The organism is Prevotella sp. C0209C1, from assembly GCF_056583855.1.
The window spans coordinates 1-21261 of sequence record NZ_JBWPJP010000020.1; the positions used below are offsets into that span (position 1 = coordinate 1).

Here is a 21261-nt window from a genome sequence, read left to right on the forward strand (position 1 = left end):
CTTGGCTATGTAATTCCCGCTATTAGGGCTTACTCGGGACTTCCACCCGTTAGAAAATGCTCATGCCGAGCGTACACCAATATAAAGAAAGTGCATTGCTAAAGTTGCAATACACTCTCTTTTTATTTATATTTTATAACAAGAACTTATTTCTTGAAAAAATCTTTCACAGCCTCATTAGGAACCATCTGTTCATCAAAAACATAAGCACCTGTTTTTGGGCTTTTAACCATCTTAATTACTTTTGTATATGCGCGACCATCCGAAGAACCTTCATGGAGGGTAGCAACCGCTTTCTTTGCCATTGTCTGCTTATTTTACTATTAACTTAATACTTTTTTACAGAACCGCCTACTTAATTTCCTTATGAAGAGTCATCTTCTTTAAAATAGGATTATACTTTTTAAGCTCTAAACGTTCTGGAGTATTTTTACGATTTTTAGTAGTAACGTAACGACTTGTACCAGCCATTCCGCTCTCTTTCATTTCTGTACATTCCAAGATTACTTGGACTCTATTACCTTTAGCTTTCTTTGCCATTATATTAGTCTCCTATAACCTTAATTTCTTTCCAGTCAACGAAACCCTTAGCTACAGCTTTTTTTAGAGCAGCGTCAAGACCTACCTTATTTATTAAACGAAGACCAGCCGCACTAATCTTCAAAGAAATCCAGCAATCCTCTTCTACATAGTAGAATTTCTTACTGAATAGGTTGACATCAAAACTACGCTTTGTGCGATGCTTTGAGTGAGACACATTATTACCTATTTGTGCCTTCTTACCTGTAATCTGACAAATCTTAGACATTTCTATCTTTAGTTTTGTAATTCGTTAATTGATACCTATTCCAAACAGTGTGCAAAATTACAAAAAAATATTCATATATACAAAGGTATATTTCCTTTTAATTATACTTATTAAGATTTTTTGTCTTTATTCTTCTCTAATTTCTTTTTCCTGTAAAAATTCTAACATCAAACGCATTGATTTATTTGTAGCTATAGCTAAATTAATATCACGTCCAAAATCTTCTTCTAATTTAAATGTACGAATATCATTTTTACTTCCATATGCTATCCATATAGTACCTACAGGAATAGTCAAAGAACCTCCTCCAGGCCCTGCTATACCTGTTGATGCTATTGCAAAATTAACATCTAAAGCCTCTATCACTCCTAATGCCATTTGTTTTGCAACTTCCTCACAAACAGCAGTTTGTTCATCTATAACATCATGAGAAACATTCAGAAGTAATTCTTTTACCTCATTAGTATATGCTATTATAGAACCTTTAAAGTAATCAGATGCCCCTGGAATAGCTATCATTGCTTCACTAATTCTACCACCTGTACAACTTTCTGCTGCTCCTATTGTCAGCCCCGACGAATAGAGCAGATCACCTATTTGACGAGATATAACTTTACTTTCAAAATCCATATTTTCAAAAATATAAAATTAAAACAAGATTCTATTACTCCTATATAAAACCTACTTGTTTCAAAAATATTTGTTTATATAATAAAAAACTTTTTATTCAAACGTAACCTTGCTAAATGCTGGAATATCTATTGAGGCAAACTTTTTATCTCTATATTTAAATACACCCACCATTGCTATCATAGCAGCATTATCTGTGGTATAACTAAATTTAGGAATATAAGTTATCCAACCATACTTTTTAGCATGTTCCCCAAAAGCATTACGCAAACCGTTATTAGCTGACACACCACCAGCAACTGCAACATGCTTTATGCCAGTATCTTTAACTGCTCTACGCAATTTTTTCATTAGAATATCTACGATAGTATGCTCCAAACTTGCTGCTATGTCTTCTTTATGATGATCTATGAAATCAGGATCTTCTTTTATCCACTTACGCATACTATAAAGAAAAGATGTTTTCAAACCCGAAAACGAATAATCATATCCAGTAACATTAGGCTCTGCAAACTTATAAGTTAGCGGGTCTCCTTTACGAGCTAATTTATCTATAATAGGACCACCAGGATAACCAAGCCCCATTACCTTTGAACATTTATCAATAGCCTCTCCTGCAGCGTCATCTATAGTCTGCCCCAACACTTCCATGTCATTATAAGCATTTACCTTTACTATCTGCGAATTTCCTCCAGATACTAAAAGGCATATAAAAGGGAAAGGAGGCTGATTATTATCTTCCTCATTTTCTTTTATAAAATGCGCCATTACATGACCTTGTAAATGATTAACCTCTATCAAAGGTATTCCTAATGACCTTGCAAATCCTTTAGCAAAACTTACACCTACCAATAAGCTTCCCATCAAACCTGGCCCTCGAGTAAAAGCAATGGCAGATAATTGCTTCTTAGTAATACCTGCACGCTTAATTGCTTGATCTACTACTGGCACTATATTCTGTTGGTGCGCTCTTGAGGCAAGCTCTGGAACTACCCCTCCATAATCTTTATGCACTTGTTGTGATGCTGTTACATTACTACAAATAACTTCATTATGTAAAACTGCTGCACTTGTATCATCACAACTACTTTCTATAGCTAATATATAAATATCATCGTTATCCATTTCAATAAAACTATTTAAAGTTTATCATAAGATAAAACTCCTTAATTTATACTTAATATGTAAGAATTTCCAAGCCGTTTTCTGTCATTAAAAAAGTATGCTCCCATTGTGCTGATGGCTTTTCATCACCTGTAATAATTTCCCAACCATAAGGATCATCAGCATCAAGAAACACTTTCCATGTTCCCATATTTATCATAGGCTCTATGGTAAATACCATTCCCGGAACTAATACCATACCAGTACCACGATGACCAAAATGTAACACCTCTGGCTCTGTATGAAATTCTAATCCAACACCATGCCCACATAAATCACGCACAACACCATAGCCATACTTTTCTGCATGCTTTTGAATAGCTGCGCCTATATCACCTACAAAGCCATAAGGCTTAGCTGCTGCAGCACCTATATCAAGACATTCTTTCGTTACACGCACAAGTTGCTCTTTTTCCGGAGTAGTCTTTCCACCTACTATAAACATACGACTAGCATCAGCATAGTAACCATCTACAATTACTGTCATATCTACATTTATAATATCACCCTCCACTAATATATCTTCTTTCTTTGGTATGCCATGACATACCACCTCGTTAATACTTGTGCAGACACTTTTAGGGAATCCTTCATAACCAAGAGTTGCTGATATTGCATTATGATCCTTACAATACTGCGCACATATATCGTCAATATTCTGTGTACTTATACCAGGTTTTATAGCTGCTTCACAAGCATCTAAACAACCTGTATTCACTACACCTGCACGACGAATACCTTCTATCTCTTCTGGAGTTCTAATCAAATTACGAGTAGGTACTAACTTTCCTCTTTTTTCTAACTCCATTATTTTTAGATCCATTTCTGTTGGCTTTTGACCTGATAGGCAATGCCATCTCTTCTTTTTTAATTGCATAACATCTTTTTATTTAAGAGCAGAGGGAACTAAATATTGAGAGTCCTTACTTATAACTATTTTCTTACCATCATAATAACATGAACTTCCAACTTATCAACAATTCCTCCTCCTTTTTTGTTAATAGCGCTTACGCACTCTGTCCATTTCTCTTTTATCTTCTTTCGCCTTTAAAACTTGACGTTTATCATATTCTTTCTTACCTTTTGCCAGTGCAATTTTTATTTTTGCACGCCCATTATCATCTATAAATACAAGTGTTGGAATAATGGTGTAGCCAGGTGCCTGCGAGTCAGATTCTAAAGCCCTAATTTCTTTTTTGTTCAATAATAATTTCCTCGAACGTTTAGCTTCATGATTAGCATACGACCCATAAAAATAAGGCGAGATGTTCATACCTTGTACCCACATCTCACCTTTATTTATAACGCAAAAAGCATCCACTAATGAAGCCTTACCCGCCCGAATAGATTTTATCTCCGTACCCGTAAGCACTATTCCAGCAGTATATGTATCTACAAAGAAATATTCAAAAGAAGCTTTCTTGTTACGAATCTGCACTGATACCTTACGCTTTTTTGTTTGCTTTTCGTTATTCATCTTTTTCTATTTTTGCAAATTCATAAATATGGTCATCTATATAAGCTGCAACACACTCCATCCAATGCTCCTCGTTTATAACAAACTCATCATCAAACTCATCAAACTCTGGCATTTGTTCAAACAGAGCCATAAAGTCATTATCACTCATTTCACGCTCTATCTGTTCATGATATTTGTCATAAAACTTTTTAGCATGCTTTATATGAGTATATAAATCCCTTATGCCCCAATTACGCATAGCTACAGCAAACGGATTGCGAAAAATAAAAGCTCCGAAACCATTATAGATCAACTGAACATATCCTCCAACAGAGACTTCTTTATGCAAATAATCCCAAGCTAATAATGTTACTTGATCAGAATTCAACTGCATCATAGCTTCTTTTGTCAGCTCTCCTCCAATGGCTTCCTTTATACTTTTCACAAATACTGCAACAAAGGCATCTACACCTTCATTTACAGCCTTCTTTATATCTGCTTCTTTAACCTTAACTTCTATCATATTCAATGCAAAGATAATTAATAAAATCGAAAAAATATATTAATTATTAGGCATTAAACTCTATTTTAAACTATTAACGTTCCTTTTTGTTTTTTTTTACTTTAAGTGCAAAATTATAATTTAATAAACCCTCACATAGCTATATTACCTATTTTTTACATATTTATCATAATCTTTATCTGCTATGATTCGTTTTCTTGCAACATAACTTGGACTTATCAAATCCCTATCTGCTTTATACCATTTTGTTTTCATTCCTACTATATGGAATAGAATCTGACAAACATTATCTGTCATAAAAGGTTTATCCTTTGAAGCTCGTATTTCTTTAACTAATTTAGGATATTTTTTCTTAAATGAATTTGAATACCATATAACAAAAGGCACCTCGTATTGATATTTCAATAAATTAGGAGTAACGCCGCTACCTCCTGCATTTCTTCCTTTTGAATCCCTGTAATCGTATATTTCTTCTCCGTGATCTGAGAAATAAATCATAATCGTATTTTTATTAGCATATTTTTCTGCTATCTTCTTAATAACATAATCATTATAAAAAGTAGCATTATCATATTCTGCAATATCTTGCTTTTTATCTTTTGTCAAATAGCTTTCACTACGCTTTATATCTTTATAAGAAAACTTTGAAAACTTTTTGCCATGTGGGTACCTTTCACTTGCATCAATATGTTGCCCAAACAAATGAAAAATAATAAGATTTTTCTTTCCCATCATGCTTTCTCCTTTTTTAAAGAAATCATTAACCAAGTCTTCATCATATAAAAAACTTTTATCAAATGCGTATGTATATGCATACTTTTGCAACTCTCTATTATACATAAACGAATTAACAGAAAAAGTAAAAAAAGCATTTTTCAAAAAATCTCTTTGGATGTCCCACATCAAGACCTTATAACCTGCCTTCTTAAATAGAATAGGAAAATAGGGCGTTTGATACCATTCTTCGCCATCACTCAAACTATTACAACAAAATGTGTTTTTCTCCACCAGTGTTGTAGAATTAAATGGAGCCACAACATCACTGAAAGCCACAAGATTGCCTTTATGCTCTTCTGTATCCATAAAAGGAGTAGTTTTTTTCTTATATCCATAAAGAGATGCATGCGACTTTATAAAAGATTCTCCAAGTACATAAATAATATTTATAGAATCGTTTACTTCATCAGTTACTGGCTGACGATAAATATCTTTGGCTAAATTTACTGCTATTTTTATTTCATTTTTAGTGGCTTCTAAAGCATGAATAGAATAAGCAGTCGATGTAAACGAATCCATTGGAAATGGAATGTTTTCTATTACCCAACTTTCTAAATCTGCATAAGTTTGACATTTATACAACGTATAATATAGTTTGGAGCTGAATATTCCTGCTATAAGCAAAAACACAGAAATAATACCAAATATAAATACCAAAAACTTTCTTTTTAACCATTTCTTTTCTCTTATCTTTTTCCATAGTCTTTCAAAAAACACAATTATAGTTATTAATACTATAACAGACACATAAGTTATTATAGCTCCTTTGGAAAAAACAAAAGCACTAAAAAACTCAGAAGACTCTCTTCCATTAGTTTCTACAATAAGCTGAACTATAAGCGGAGATATTGAAGTTCCAAAAACCAACCAAAGGAACATATATACAGCAAAAAAGAATACAGTTATAAAATAAAAGATGGTTTTTAAAAAAATATTTTTCCTCGTTATACAAGAAAAAATAACAGAAAGTAAAAAAGAGATGCTATAATATTTTAAATTACAACCCCCATAGTTAAAGATAGAATCTTTTAATGTATTAAGACACATACAAAAAACAAAGATCACTATAAAGGGAAGCTCTTCAAGAATAAAGTTTCCTACTTTTAAAAAAGAATGTAACAACTTTTCTTTCATTTGTTATAAATTTTAAAAAGAGCATACCTTGCTCTTTCTTTTATATTAGCAAGATATGCTTTAGTTAGTAAAATATTTGAAATTATTCTTCTTTATCGTATTCTAAATGGAAATTAATAACAGTCTCTATACCTTTTTTCCAAAGAGCTATTGGCATATTTTCGTTTGGAGAATGGATAGCATTAGACTCTAATCCAAAGCCCATTAAAATGCTTTTAGTACCAAGAGTTTTTTCAAAAGTAGAGATAATAGGAATACTTCCACCAATACGAACAGGCAAAGGACGTTTTCCAAAAACTTTTTCAAAACCTCTTTCTGCTGCTTTATATGCAGGAATATCAATAGGACAAACATATCCATACCCCCCATGTAACATCTTTACTTTTACATGAACAGTCTTAGGAGCCACTTTATTAAAATAATCTACTACTAATTGCCCTATCTTTTTATAATCTTGCTTTGGCACAAGACGTGAAGAAATTTTCGCATATGCTTTTGAAGGAATTACAGTTTTTGCACCTTCGCCTTGATAACCGCTCCAAAGACCACATACATCAAATGAAGGACGATAGCCTGTACGCTCTATAGTGCTATATCCTTCTTCACCAAAAATATCCTTAACGCCAATAGATTTCTTATATTTCTCCTCATCAAAAGGTATAGATGCTACAAGACTGCGCTCTTCTTCTGAAGCCTCTTCTACGTCATCATAAAAACCAGGGAAACGTATTTTTCCATCAGGGCCAGTAACATCGCCTATTAGTTTACAAAGAACATTTGCAGGATTAGCCACAGCACCTCCAAAGGTTCCTGAATGAAGATCATGATCAGGACCTGTTACTTCTATTTGCCAATAAGACAAGCCACGCAAACCAGTCGTTATAGAAGGAACGTCAGCACCTATTAAGGTTGTATCTGAAACAAGAATAATGTCACATTTCAATAACTCTTTATGCTCTTCTATAAAAGGTCCAAGACTGGCAGAACCTATTTCCTCTTCCCCTTCAAAGATAAATTTCATGTTATGTTTCAACAAATCATGCTTGTTGAGATATTCAAAAGCCTTAGCCTGGATAAAAGACTGCCCTTTATCATCATCTGCACCACGCGCCCAAATATGACCATCTTTAATAACTGGCTCAAAAGGCTCTGTTCTCCAAAGCTCAAAAGGCTCTGCTGGCATTACATCATAATGACCATAAACTAATATCGTTTTAGCTTCAGGATCTACTATCCTCTCTGCGTAAACCATCGGATTACCTTTTGAAGGCATAACCTCCGCCTTATCTACACCTGCTTCTAAAAGCAGCTCTTTCCAACGGTTAGCACATTTTACCATATCCTCTTTATGAGCAGGCTGCGCACTTACACTTGGAATACGAATAAGACTGAATAGCTCTTCAAGCATTCTTGCCTCATTCTCTTCTATATATCTTTTTACCATATAGCTATTACTTTAGATTGCTTCTTTTTAAGGATAATACACTAACTTATAATATATCTATTTGCAAATATACTACTTTTCACCTTAATATCAATATAAAGTTGCTATAACTTTTACATCTTACTTACAATACTTCGCAACATTTTCTGCCACATCTACTGCTTGCTTTATTCTATCCCCCATGCCTATTCCGTCTTTTAGGTTTCCTGCTATATGTAAACCTTTGTATTTATACTGAAGAGCATCAATGGTAGACAAACGAGCATCCGTAGATAGCGTATACTGAGGAATGGCATGCTTATGACGATAAATACGAATTACATCAGCAGAAGTACCCTCAGGATAACCTAACATGACGTGAAGCGAATTGTTTACTAACTCTTCCAGCTGAGCATCAGTCTTATCAAGATATTCCGGATGTATAGCACCACCTATAAAAAAAGCGTATGTAGCTCCACCTTTTGGCGAACGATTACTAAAACATGCTGAAGGCATAAGAATACCCAATACATCTTTTTTCTCACAAGAAGGGACTAAACCTCCAAAGGCGTTCCACTTAACATTGCTCGTATTCTTTATTCCTACCCCTATTTCTATAATAGGAGCATAATAAAGATTATCAAGTGTGTCTAATTGGGCTTTTGGCACAAACTTTAATAATGACGGCAAAGAATATGACGGACAAGCCGTTATAAGATTATTTGTTATTATTTGCTCTTCATTGCATGATATTATATATTTTCCATTATTAAAGTTTATTGTAATATTATCACAACCCAGTGTGATATTATCTGAGCCTATACTCTTGCCAAGAGAACTTATTAATGTATGAAAACCTCCTTTAGTAGAAAAAATCTCATTGGTAGCCCGCTTTTCACGCGCAGCTTTACCTTTTCTTGCAAGATGTATACTACCTTTAATAAAGCTTCCATATTGTTGCTCAAGATTATAAAGCTTTGGTAATGCTAATCTGGTAGGAAGAGAATAAGGGTTTCCTGCATATACGCCTGAAATAAAAGGATCCACAGCATAGTCTACAAACGACTTCCCAAGTCTTCGTTCTGCCATACTTCCTATGCTCTCATTAGGGTCAGTCCCTTTACTTCGCCACGGTTCTCCTAAAATTCTAAACTTATCTTTAACACTAAAAAGTGGCGTCTTGACAGCACTTAACAATCCTGAAGGGAGAGCATGAAAATTATTATCCTTCCATATCAATCTACACTTAGAGGACGCAAAAGAAGATTCGAAAGAACTACTATCCCCTAAATCATCAAACAGCTCTGCCACTTCAGGATATTTCACTGTACCCGAACTTGGACCTTTTTCAAAGGTAAACCCATCAACTACCTCCGTTTGCATTAAGCCACCTATATAATTTTCTTTCTCTAACACTTCTACATCAACACCTAAACCCTTTAGATGCATAGCACAAGTTAGACCTGTAAGTCCTGCTCCTATAACAACAGCTTCACGCTCTCTTTTATTATTCTCCATTATATTATATGGTATTTTGTTTTGTTTTTAAAAAATCTAAGTATATATAGTACACTTACAACAGAAATAAATATTTCGACAGCAAACAAACCACTATAGTTTAAGTGATGTGCCACAAAACCTGCCACTGCTGCTATGATAATACCAGAGAGATGTGTAATAACAATCTGAATAGTAAAGTCTGTACCTTCACGACCATGCCGCACACATTGCATTGCAGATGTATATACCACTACTGTAGCCAGACCATAACATATCTGAACATACACGATACCTATTATAAGAGCTATATGATTAAAGGGAAGCAAGTTGATAATAAAAAAATAAACAGGTGCTAAGCAAATAGCAAGTGCCACTATAAAACGAGTATATAAAATGCCTATATACCTAATTATAAAACCTGCAACAAAAGCCATAACAAACGAACAAAACGTACCTAAAACACCTATATAAAATCCTATTTGCTTAATATCATAACCACAATCTACCATATATGGTCTTAACATAGATATAATACCTATAAGCCCCATATAATAAAGCAACAAAAAACCTACTTGTCGCCAATTATCCATAGAAGAGAAAAAGTAAAGAATGTCTCCAAACGTAGCTTTCTGAGAAGGCTTAGGGGTTTTAGCTTTCATTCCTTTATTTAATAATAAAGGTATAAGCATTATAATAACAAAGAAGGCTAAACATAACACAACAGTTAGCCAACCATAATTTTTTAAGACTATAAGTAATACTCCCGATCCTAACAAAGCTCCTCCGAAACTACCCATCGACTGCATACTATTTAACATACTACGCTCTCTTTTTACAGATGTTATAATAGCTAAAGCATCGGTAGCTATGTCTTGAGTAGCAGAAGCTAATAATGATATAAAAACAAGTATAAGAATCAGTAATAAGTTACTTTGCACATTAACCAGACTTGTTATAACAAGTGCTAAAGCATAGACGCTCTCCGTTATTATGATAGTACGCTTATAATGTGCTATTGTTATGCAATTCCTATCTATAAGTGGCGACCAAAATAGCTTTAAAAGCCATGGCAATCGAACGAGATTAAGTAATCCAATAGTAGTAAGACTATAATGACCTTCACGCATTATTACTTGTAATGCGGTCATCAGAAAAGACGAAGGCACCATTTGCGCTATATACAAGCAAAAAAAAGTAATTAATGAAAAAGATTTATTAGTCTTATTCATACTGGTTTACTCAATCATTGTTCTTTATATAAAATCAAAAATCAACACTTAATGAAGTTCCAAAACTAAGGGGTTTGCCTTGCTGTACATAGTTTACACCATACTTAAAGCCATAAGCTATATAATCTGTATTAGTAAGGTTCTTACCCCAAAGAGTCCATGTAAAAATACCTTTAGTAAAACTAACCTTAGTATTAAGCGTAGCATAGAAATTCTGATAAACAGCGTTATCATCTGTCCAATATATACGCCCTAAACCTATTACACCTGCATTTAATCTTATCATATCAAACCAGCCTGCATTTTTTATAGTATAGCTGCTATTTATAGATAAGGTATGGTTAGGAACCATTGGTAGATAGTTATGAGAATAATCTGCCTTATCATTCATCTTATAATCTAAATACGTTGCATGCGTAAAACCATAGTTTATTGTAAAGTCTAAGTCCTTTACAGGATGATAACCTAACCCTATTTCAAATCCCTTGCTAATAGTATGCCCTGCATTAAGCACTTTATTGCCAATACCTGGTATTTGATAAGTAGTTTGCATATCTCTCCAATCGATATAGAAAAGCGATGCTTCTGCTGTTAACTTACCTTGTAGAAAGTTTAATCTGGCACCTGTCTCGTAGTTCCAGCTATACTCTGGACCATACGAGCGGTCAGCTTCTGTCTTTAAACTCACATTATATCCACCGGGCTTATAACCACGGGTAATACTTCCATAATATAAATTATGCTCTTTAGTAGTATATTGAATAGCAACCTTTGGGGTAAACTGTGTAAAACTTGCCTTATCAGTATAATTTAATACGTTCATACTTTTATCCGTAGCTAAATTGAGCAAGTCTTTGTTATAATCAATCTTTGAATGTTCATAGTCAAAACGCAAACCAACAGTAGCCGACAGTCCACGCCAAATATTATACGAGCTTTGATGATATATAGCAAAGGTTGTAATAGGGGTCTTATAAGAAGTAGGAGTAGCTACTTTCTTTTTAAAAACATTTACTTGTACAAACTGATTAGTATAATCTAACATTCCAAACATACCCACTATCCACTGGTAACGACGCTGATCGTTCGATTTCAGCGTAAACTCCTGTGATACCATATTTTGGCGAAAGTTATTTACAACAAAGAGGAGATCTTTCGGTGTGAAATCTTGATCAATACCTAAATGCGTCTTAATAAACTGATATGATGTCTGACTATTAAAACTTATTTTATTATCGCTATACCGTGCATTAAAACCTGTAGATGATATCAAACGTCTAAAGCTGCTATAACGATTATAACTAACCGGTGCTACCTTATTTGTTTTAACATCATACAAAGAATATGGATACCCACCTTGATCGCTATAGCTAAGAGTGGAATTAAGATGAAGCAACCATCTGTTAGCAGGACGCCAATAAAGCCCTATTTTACCTTCCACCTCGTTAATATCATCTGCATTTTTACCTAAACACTCATTTTTAAACATACCGTCATTATGATGATAAGATATAGCTGAAGATACTCCAAAGCTGTTAGAAAAACGCTGATAAGTAGACCCCTGAGCCACAACATCATTATACTTACCATACCCTAAAGAAAAACGTGTGTGCTGGTAATCTATAGGATTATGTGTATAAACATTAATAATACCCCCTATAGCATTACGCCCATAAAGAGTGCCTTGAGGACCACGATATACCTCTACACCGGCAACATCACTCATATCAATATCAAATGCAGATGCTTCAAAGTGAGGAATACCGTCTACATAAAAACCTACTGCTGAGCCTTTAGCCTTCACACCTATACCTCTAACGTATATAGGAGTATTAGCACGAGAGCCATAATCTGGCATAAAAAAATTAGGAACAACTCCTGAAAGCTCTTTTAAGCTTGTAATACCTTGCCCATTAATCTGATCAGAATTAATGCTTGATACTGATATAGGAGTAAGGTTACGCTTGTTTCGCTTGAAATCTGCCACTAAGACTTCCTTCATTTTGTAAGTATTAGTAATTGTGTCTTTTTCCACTCCTTGGTAATTACCAAGCATCAAAGATAATAGTAACAGAGAATTAAACATAATGCTTTTATTTTTGTTTTTTACGCTGCAAAGTTACTCCTAACTGAAAGTTTATACAATCGTTATTTATAAGGATATTTACCTAAATTATAATATAAATTCATTTTATAACATAACAATACTATGCCAAACTTAACACTATCATTGAAATTTGAATAATAAAGACCTAACTACTAAAAAAAGCTGAATGCTTTACCTTATAAGCAGCATAATAACACATATTCTTATGATAATAATTATAACAGATATGCTATAAAGAGGTAAAACATTATGCTTTACATAATAATAAATGATTTTTAAGAAGAAAAAATAGATTATTTTTACTACAAAAATAATCTAAAAATACACGAAAAATAATTTATTTTTATTCACAATACTATCCCTTTGTTCTGACAAATGTGCCCTTTTCCCACAACAACATATATGCCATTATCTTTTTAAACATCATATCTTTGCAATAAGTTATTTCCTTTTCCTTATCAATACATATATAATGACAGGGGCACCAACTATAGGCGTTACAACATTCAATGGTAACATACCTCCCTCTCTTGGAAGAGAACATAACAAATTACATAATAAGGCAATAAAAGAACCACTTAACAGTGTTACAGGAAATAGCTTTGGTTGATGTTCCGACTTTAATATCAATTTTGCAATATGTGGAACAGCCAAACCTAAGAATAATATAGGACCACAAAAAGATGTTGTGATAGATGTTAGCAGACCTGTCAATATAAGCAGAAGAGTTCGCATTTTAGTAGTATTTACGCCTAAACTCTCAGCATATAAAGTTCCTAACGATAATATATTCAATGGTTTTATAAAAAGCAAAGATATAAAAACACCTAATAAGCAAAGTACCGAAAAAGGTAATAACATCTCAGAAGAGACTCCACCAAAATCGCCTAACCCCCATATCATATAGTTTTTTACTTCGTTTGATGAAGAAAAAAAGTTGAACAGAGAAACTATAGAAGAAGACATATACCCTACCATAATACCTACTATTAACAACATCGTATTACTATGTACAAGATGGGACAACGCAGATATAAGGATAGTAACAAACATAGCTCCTAAAAATGCTGCTAACAAAATAGCTAAAAACCCTGTAAAGGAAAAGTTATAAAAAGAAAAAGTACCTCCTAAAAACAACATCACTAAAGCAACACCCAAAGCTGCACCACCATTAATACCAAAAACATCAGGACCAGCCAAAGGATTACTAAAAACTGTTTGCAATATCAATCCATTAATAGCTAAAACACCTCCACATAACAAGGCTGTTACTGCCTGTGGTAACCTGCTTTCTAACACTATAAAACGCCAGCTATCATTTTCCACCTTTCCCCCCTTCAATATATCTACAAACGCAGAAAAAGGTATATCAACAGCTCCCACGCAAAGATTAAGGCAAAACATTATCATTATACCTATTAATAAAAATGTAATAACTACTATATAACGCTTACTCATTACATACTTTTGTTAACAGAAACACGTCTATAGTATCGCAAAGGAGCTATCTTAAGATCTGGGTGAAAGAGCTGAATGAAGTCTTGCAAAAGCCAGTCAGGTCGCCAGCTAACCTCCTCAAAATAAGGAGTTTTATCTACTTTACAACCATACACCTCCGCAACCTTATAAGGATGAAAATATTTATAATAAGGACACTCCTCTAATAACGTGTTAAGAGAAAGATTGCCAACATAAGATAAAACCCAAAAATCAGACTTGCTAAATTTAGAAAAGACAGTTTCTATGGGTAAAGCCAAACTACCGCTATGCTTATCATTACTATAAGCATACTTACCTATAGCATCTTTATAAAGCCTTCCTATACTACTCTCTCCGCCAGGGATATACCACACAGCTCCCACCTTACGGTCTGGTAATATGCTACGAGACACTTTACTCTTTTTTGCCAAACTATGTAATCGCCAATAATTATTCTTTACAATATTAAATAAAGAGTCAGCCTCTTTTTCCTTATCAAAGAGCATACCATAAAACTTCATCCATTCTGCCCTACCTAACGCTGAACTCTCCATATATTCAGCACATTCTATCAAAGGCAAACCTGTCTTTCCCAACATTCCATAGCTACCGCTATTTTCAAAAGGTGATACAAAAATTGCTTGTGGCTTAAGCATTATAATTTTTTCAATATTAGGCTTCATAGATTCCCCACAATTAACAATCTTACCTATAGCACCCTCTTTCATGTTTGCACGCTTTTGAACATCGGGTATCAACATATATTTAAGATCTGTTACACCTACTATAGCTTTTTGGCATTTAAGCATTTCTAACAAATTAGCATGCACTGTTGTAAATACCACACTACGCTTTAAAGGAACCAAAAGGAAGTCTGCCTTGCCACTTAAATCTTTCTTAAGATAATGATCAGATAAAAAGTAAGTATGTAATATAGACTTTTCTTTCCAAGGATTAAGAATTTCTACCTTTGTATAGTCAGAATACTTTACTATTACTATATTTTTAGCATACTCTAACCTTAAAGTATCACCACTATTAATATCTACTTTATCTACACTTTTCCTAATATTACAACTTGTAAGAACTAATAAAACAGAAAAAAAGAAAAGACTATATTTATACATATATCTAAAAAAAAAAACGCTAAGAATTTTTATAAAAACCCTTTATAATAAGTTTTATAAGCTATCATAAACCGAGTCTACCTAAATAATCCGCAACACTTTCTGCGCATCTTTCACCATCTATACCTGCGCTAACAATACCACCTGCATAACCTGCACCTTCTCCACAGGGAAAAAGTCCTCTTAAACGTATATGCATAAGCGACTCACGATTACGCAAAATACGCACCGGAGCACTCGTTCTTGTTTCTGAAGCTATTAACACCGCTTCATTAGTAAGAAAGCCAGATGCATTTTTTCCAAAAAGACGAAATGCCATCTGCAAGCGTTCTGATATAAACTTTGGTATCCAAAAATGAAGTGGACTTGAAAGTAAACCTGGTGCATAACTCGACTTTGGCAAGTCATACGATAAACGATTATTTACAAAGTCTGCCATACGCTGTGCTGGAGCTACCTGAGATCGTCCGCCTTGCTGCCATGTGTTGCGCTCCAACTCTTCCTGATAAGAAAGCAACCTTAAAACATCATCACCATCTATATCGTCAGGATTAATCTGTACGACCATTCCTGCATTAGACCATCGTGTGCCACGATTAGCAGGACTCATACCATTAGTTACTACTTGTTCTGCACCAGTAGCCGAAGGTATAACAAAGCCGCCAGGACACATACAAAAAGAATATACCCCTCTGCCATTTACCTGAGTTACAAAAGAATATTCAGCTGCAGGTAAATACTTTCCACGCCCTTCTTTGTTATGATATTGTATCTCATCTATTAAATGAGAAGGATGCTCCAAACGAACACCTATTGCTAAGCCCTTAGCTTCTATATCTCCTTTAACCTGTGCCATATAACGATAAACATCACGTGCAGAATGGCCTGTTGCTAATATTACAGGTCCGAAAAATTCTAACTCCCCACAAGTATCACTCTCTCTTTTCTGCTCAACAGCCTTTACACCCTTTATAACATCTCCCTCCGTAATAAAGCTTATCATTTTTGTTTGGAAACGTACTTCACCACCACATCTAAGAATAGTATTACGCATGTTTTCTATTACATGCGGTAATTTATCTGTACCTATATGAGGATGAGCATCTGAAAGAATAGAAGTGCTTGCTCCATGCTGACAAAAGACATTTAATATTTTTTCTACTGAACCACGCTTCTTACTACGTGTATAAAGCTTTCCATCTGAATAAGCTCCAGCTCCACCCTCACCATAACAATAATTTGACTCGCCATTTACCTCCTGACTCCTTGATATCTGCGCTAAATCTATCTTGCGCTCACGCACATTCTTCCCACGTTCTAACACTATAGGACATAAACCTAACTCTATTAAACGCAGAGAAGCAAAAAGACCGGCAGGACCTTCTCCTACCACAATAACCTTAGGAGCTTTACTAACATCTTTATAATCTATATGCAAATAAGCCTCATCGTCTGGCTTTTCATGTACATATACACGAATATTAAGATTAACATATATATTTCTGTGACGAGCATCTATAGACCTCTTTAATATACGTACTGCACTAATATCCTCTAAAACAAACCCCTCTTCTTTAGCAAGATAAGATTTTAAATTAGCCTCATTATAACCTATCTCTGGTAAAACCCTTATCTGGTATTCTTTAATCATTATATACTTCTCTTTAGCTATGTAATACTACAAAATTACATAAATATCTCTTTTCTCTATTGTATATTGCACTTTTTCTTATTATTTTTGTCCTTACTTTTAGGAAAACCTCTGCACGCTCCAAAAGAGAATATACTTTAATACATAAAAAATGTCTGTAAATAATCTAAGCAAGACAAATGGCAAAACTGCTGTGATAAATGTTTATAGAAAATATATCACCAATTTTCATAGCTTTATGATTATTTCATAATATTAAAATAATAACAAAGATAAAAACAATTTACTAAATAATGAGGATAGATATCATAACAGTACTGCCAGAAATGATAGAGGGGTTTGTACATGAAAGCATTCTTTCAAGAGCTGAAAAAAAAGGTTTAGCTAAAATTACCTTACACAACCTACGCGATTATAGCAATGACAAATGGAAGCGTATAGACGATTACCCTTTTGGAGGACAAGCAGGAATGGTTATGCAAATAGACCCTATATATCGTTGCATAACAAGTTTAAAAGAAAAACATAAGTATGACGAAATTATTTTCACATCTCCAGACGGGGAACAATTTAATCAGAAAATGGCTAACGACCTCTCTTTAAAAGAAAATATTATAATATTAGCTGGACATTATAAGGGAGTGGATCAACGCGTGAGGGATCATCTCATTACACGCGAAATATCTGTTGGCGATTATGTCCTTACAGGTGGAGAATTGCCTGCTGCCATTATTACCGATGCTATTGTACGACTCCTTCCCGGTGCTATTAGCGATGAACAAAGTGCACTTTCTGATTGCTTCCAAGATAACATGTTATCAGCACCTATATACACACGACCTCGTAGTTATAATGGCTGGGATGTACCTGATATTCTTCTCAGTGGTAATGAAGCTAAAATAAAACAATGGGAGTTTGAACAAGCTATGGAGCGAACTAAAAGACTAAGACCCGATCTTTTAGATGAATAACTTTTCATAAATTTATAATTATAATAGATAAAGAAAAAGCGACATTTACTTCTTATAAAATGTAAATGCCGCTTATATGTTTTTTATTATTTCTTCCTTACATAACACCTATCCATCGTAGAATATCATTAAGATTAGCCCATACCATAAGTAGAATAAGGATACCAAAGCCTACATATTCAGCATAAATAAGAAATTTTTCTGACGGTTTACGATGCGTTATCATCTCATATAAAAGAAACATTACATGTCCTCCATCTAAAGCTGGAATAGGTAATATATTCATAAATGCAAGAACAATACTAAAGAATGCTGTTAGATTCCAAAATAAATACCAATCAAAGACTGAAGGGAAAAGGCTACCTATCGAGCCAAATCCTCCCAAGCTCTTTGCGCCATCAGCAGAAGCCAAATACTTAAAGTTACACACATACCCCTTTAACACACTCAATCCATGCTTAACACCTGCAGGAATACTTTCCCAAAAATCATATTCCTGATGTGTTGGCTTATAGTATGAAGCAATGCTTGACTGATAAACACCCATTTTTAAATCGGGCGTTAGTAACATTTTTATAGTATCTAACTTTGCAACACCTTTGTGTTGTACTATCAATTCTACTCTACGAGCAATTAAAGAATCTTTATGTGTATTCTTTACTGTCATTATATCATTCAAAACAGAAGTTTGATAGTTTATATCCGACCAAGTGTATACAGGTTTTCCATTAAAAGATTTGATATGATCGCCTGCCTTTATACCTATTTTTGCAGCAGGAGTACCTGCCATTACACTGTCTATACGAGCAGGAATATAAGGCTCAGCAAAGAGCGGACGCTCCTTTACCATTGATAACATATCAAGATTCCCTGGTAGATATATGCTTAGTTTTTTACCTTTACGGATAATATCCACACGCTTAGCTTGTGCTATTTGACGAAAGAAATCACCATTCATATTAGCATATTCGCGAAAAGCTCCTTCATCAGTACCTATCAGCACATCTTTATCTTTAAAACCCAACGCCTTAGCCTGCTCATTAAAGCGCATACCCATAGAAAGATCAGAAACCTTATAATAAGTATCACCCCATGTAAACATTATCATTGTATAAATGAAAAGTGCCAAAAAGAAATTAACAAGCACTCCACCCAACATGATTAGCAGCCGTTGCCAAGCTGGTTTAGTGCGAAACTCCCAGTGCTCTGGCTTCTTTGCTAACTGTGCAGTATCCATGCTTTCATCTACCATTCCTGATATTTTACAATATCCACCAAATGGTAACCAGCCTATACCATATTCTGTATCACTGTTTTTAGGTTTAAATTTAAACAGTTTACCACTCCATTTACCAATAGAAACATCGAAAAACATATAAAACTTCTCTACTCTAACTCCAAAAAGTTTAGAAAAGAACATATGTCCTCCTTCATGAAGTAACACTAAAAGCGAGAGAGCCATTAGTAGTTGGAGTGCTTTTATCAAAAATACTTCCATTAAATATTTGCTTGTTTATTTATTATTACTATATTTGTTAATTAATGTTGCATTAAGTCTTGTGCCACTTTACGTGCTTCTTCATCTGTTTTTACATAAACATTATAATCAGGATTAGCATCAAAAGACACTCTTAACATTGTTCTCTCAATGATATCAGCCATATCTAAGAACGAGCAAACTCCTTTCCTAAACCCTTCATTTACTATTTCATTTGCAGCATTTAGTATACATGGCATATTCCCTCCTTTATTGATAGCATAATAAGCCATTGCTAAACATTTAAACTTTTCAACATCTGGTGGGAAAAATTCAAGTGGCTTTTCAAACAGATTTAATCGCTCACTATTAAGACGTATGCGCTCTGGAAAAGAAAAAGCATACTGTATAGGAAGACGCATATCAGGCATTCCAAGCTGCGCTTTAACGCTACCGTCAATAAATTGGACAGCACTATGTACTATACTTTGCGGATGTACTAATACCTGTATCTTATCTGCAGGTATTCCAAAAAGCCATTTTGCTTCTATCACCTCAAAACCTTTATTCATTAAAGAAGCTGAATCAATAGTAATTTTAGAACCCATCTCCCATGTAGGATGCTTAAGAGCGTCATCTGCAGTTACATATTTTAGTTGTTCATTGCTAAATAATCGGAAAGGACCACCTGAACAAGTAAGTAGAATTTTCTCTATTTCATTATCCCCTTCACCTACTAAACTTTGAAAAATAGCACTGTGTTCACTGTCTACAGGTATTATAGGCACATGATACTGTTGTGCTAACTTTACTATCAATTCTCCTGCTACTACAAGTGTTTCTTTATTAGCTAAACATATTTTCTTTCTTGCTTTTATGGCATGAATAGTAGGTTCTAAACCGGAATACCCTACCATAGCAGTGAGAACTATATTAATTTCGCCCGATTCTACTATCTCTTTTAAAGCCTTTTTGCCAGCATATACCTTTATATTAGGCATATCTCGTAAAGAGTCAACTAATGCTTCGTAATGCTTTTCATTTGCTATTACTACGGCTGCAGGCTGAAATTCTCGAGCTTGTTTAGCAAGATCTTCCCATCTATTATTAGCTGTTAGAGCATATACCTCATAACGATCAGAATGTTGTCTTATTACATCTAAGGCTTGAGTACCTATACTTCCTGTAGATCCTAAGATGCAGATTTGCTGTTTCATATATATTTTTATATCCTAAATAACAATTTTATTTTATCTAAAACATTGATAATAAGATTTATCCTAAAGATCTAATAATCCTTCAGGAATAACCATTTTAATTATCTTTTTCGAAGTATCAATACTTTCAAATAGATTATTATTAGCAGGAATAAGCAGTTCTTGACCTCCTAAAGTTATTACCTCAAAGAGAGTATTTACTGTACTATCATCTATACCTGTTATTTTTCCTATCGTCTTTTTCGTCTTATTATCTATTAAAGTGTAATTTACAATCTGTGATAATGATAGACTTTCAGATTCCTCTTCGGCTATTTTCCTTGGGAACAGTACAACGCTGCCCGTAAGATGACGTGCTTCTTCTTCTGTGTTAATATCCTCAAATTTTATAAGAGCCATCTGCTCTGAGCGGAAACGGTATTCTTCTATAAAGAAAGGCACCAATATACCATCTAATTCTATTAATAAATAATCAGCATCAGTAGTATCAAACACATCATCACTAAATATGAATTGCATTTCTCCATGCACTCCATGTGGCTTACCTAAATAACCTATTTTATAGACGTCTTCGTGTCTTATCAT

Annotated in this window: 20 protein-coding genes; 1 reads left to right on the forward strand and 19 read right to left on the reverse strand. The window is 34.1% G+C overall.

Going from position 1 to position 21261, the window contains the following annotated elements; translation table 11 throughout:
• Positions 1–146: 146 nt before the first annotated feature.
• From AC1DCD_RS06545 to AC1DCD_RS06620, 16 genes are all read right to left on the reverse strand, one after another.
• Entirely contained in the window at positions 147–305 is a 159-nt protein-coding gene (locus tag AC1DCD_RS06545) for a DUF4295 domain-containing protein (protein WP_008447137.1), read from the reverse strand.
• A 46-nt stretch (positions 306–351) separates the two neighbouring features.
• Positions 352–540, reverse strand: coding sequence for a 50S ribosomal protein L33 (gene rpmG / locus AC1DCD_RS06550; protein ID WP_004337830.1), 189 nt, complete (start codon positions 538–540; stop codon positions 352–354).
• Between the two features lie 4 nt (positions 541–544).
• Entirely contained in the window at positions 545–808 is a 264-nt protein-coding gene (gene rpmB, locus AC1DCD_RS06555) for a 50S ribosomal protein L28 (protein ID WP_008447076.1), read from the reverse strand.
• Between the two features lie 126 nt (positions 809–934).
• Positions 935–1438, reverse strand: a complete 504-nt coding sequence (locus AC1DCD_RS06560) for a CinA family protein (RefSeq protein ID WP_008447019.1) — start codon at positions 1436–1438, stop codon at positions 935–937.
• 93 nt (positions 1439–1531) lie between these two features.
• Positions 1532–2563, reverse strand: a complete 1032-nt coding sequence (tsaD, locus tag AC1DCD_RS06565; RefSeq protein ID WP_464639594.1) for a tRNA (adenosine(37)-N6)-threonylcarbamoyltransferase complex transferase subunit TsaD — start codon at positions 2561–2563, stop codon at positions 1532–1534.
• 52 nt (positions 2564–2615) lie between these two features.
• Positions 2616–3479 (reverse strand): type I methionyl aminopeptidase, encoded by an 864-nt coding sequence (map, locus tag AC1DCD_RS06570; protein WP_464639592.1) that lies wholly within the window; start codon positions 3477–3479, stop codon positions 2616–2618.
• 120 nt (positions 3480–3599) lie between these two features.
• A complete protein-coding gene (smpB, locus tag AC1DCD_RS06575; protein ID WP_060933086.1) occupies positions 3600–4079 on the reverse strand; it encodes an SsrA-binding protein SmpB in 480 nt (159 codons plus the stop codon).
• Positions 4072–4584, reverse strand: coding sequence for a DMP19 family protein (locus AC1DCD_RS06580; protein WP_008447126.1), 513 nt, complete (start codon positions 4582–4584; stop codon positions 4072–4074). Before AC1DCD_RS06580 ends, smpB begins: the two co-directional genes overlap by 8 nt.
• A 144-nt stretch (positions 4585–4728) precedes the next feature.
• Entirely contained in the window at positions 4729–6240 is a 1512-nt protein-coding gene (locus tag AC1DCD_RS06585; RefSeq protein ID WP_036853777.1) for a phosphoethanolamine transferase family protein, read from the reverse strand.
• A 337-nt stretch (positions 6241–6577) separates the two neighbouring features.
• Entirely contained in the window at positions 6578–7939 is a 1362-nt protein-coding gene (locus tag AC1DCD_RS06590) for a dipeptidase (protein ID WP_464639589.1), read from the reverse strand.
• Positions 7940–8059: 120 nt separating this feature from the next.
• Entirely contained in the window at positions 8060–9436 is a 1377-nt protein-coding gene (gene hemG / locus AC1DCD_RS06595) for a protoporphyrinogen oxidase (protein ID WP_464639587.1), read from the reverse strand.
• Complete coding sequence (locus AC1DCD_RS06600) at positions 9436–10647, reverse strand: MFS transporter (protein ID WP_464639585.1); 1212 nt, start codon at positions 10645–10647, stop codon at positions 9436–9438. The genes hemG and AC1DCD_RS06600 overlap by 1 nt, the downstream gene beginning before the upstream one ends.
• A gap of 34 nt (positions 10648–10681) precedes the next feature.
• Positions 10682–12733, reverse strand: a complete 2052-nt coding sequence (locus tag AC1DCD_RS06605; protein ID WP_464639583.1) for a TonB-dependent receptor — start codon at positions 12731–12733, stop codon at positions 10682–10684.
• 462 nt (positions 12734–13195) lie between these two features.
• Positions 13196–14212 (reverse strand): iron chelate uptake ABC transporter family permease subunit, encoded by a 1017-nt coding sequence (locus AC1DCD_RS06610; protein WP_464639581.1) that lies wholly within the window; start codon positions 14210–14212, stop codon positions 13196–13198.
• Positions 14212–15360 carry an ABC transporter substrate-binding protein gene (locus AC1DCD_RS06615; protein ID WP_464639579.1) on the reverse strand — a complete coding sequence of 383 codons (1149 nt, stop codon included), beginning with the start codon at positions 15358–15360 and terminating at the stop codon, positions 14212–14214. Before AC1DCD_RS06615 ends, AC1DCD_RS06610 begins: the two co-directional genes overlap by 1 nt.
• Before the next feature lie 64 nt (positions 15361–15424).
• Entirely contained in the window at positions 15425–17011 is a 1587-nt protein-coding gene (locus AC1DCD_RS06620; protein ID WP_060933078.1) for an NAD(P)/FAD-dependent oxidoreductase, read from the reverse strand.
• A 293-nt stretch (positions 17012–17304) separates the two neighbouring features.
• On the opposite strand from AC1DCD_RS06620, the gene trmD reads away from it, so the two are divergent.
• Positions 17305–17982, forward strand: coding sequence for a tRNA (guanosine(37)-N1)-methyltransferase TrmD (gene trmD, locus AC1DCD_RS06625; RefSeq protein WP_308532445.1), 678 nt, complete (start codon positions 17305–17307; stop codon positions 17980–17982).
• 97 nt (positions 17983–18079) lie between these two features.
• Here the strand turns inward: trmD and rseP are convergent, their stop codons facing one another.
• From rseP to rimM, 3 genes are all read right to left on the reverse strand, one after another.
• On the reverse strand, positions 18080–19480 hold the full coding sequence (gene rseP / locus AC1DCD_RS06630; protein ID WP_008447001.1) for an RIP metalloprotease RseP: 1401 nt from the start codon (positions 19478–19480) through the stop codon (positions 18080–18082).
• Between the two features lie 41 nt (positions 19481–19521).
• Positions 19522–20676: a 1-deoxy-D-xylulose-5-phosphate reductoisomerase gene (locus tag AC1DCD_RS06635; RefSeq protein WP_008447025.1), complete on the reverse strand. Its 1155-nt coding sequence runs from the start codon at positions 20674–20676 to the stop codon at positions 19522–19524.
• Between the two features lie 63 nt (positions 20677–20739).
• The gene (gene rimM, locus AC1DCD_RS06640) at positions 20740–21261 is read right to left on the reverse strand and encodes a ribosome maturation factor RimM (protein ID WP_308532443.1); all 522 of its coding nucleotides are present in this window, start codon (positions 21259–21261) and stop codon (positions 20740–20742) included.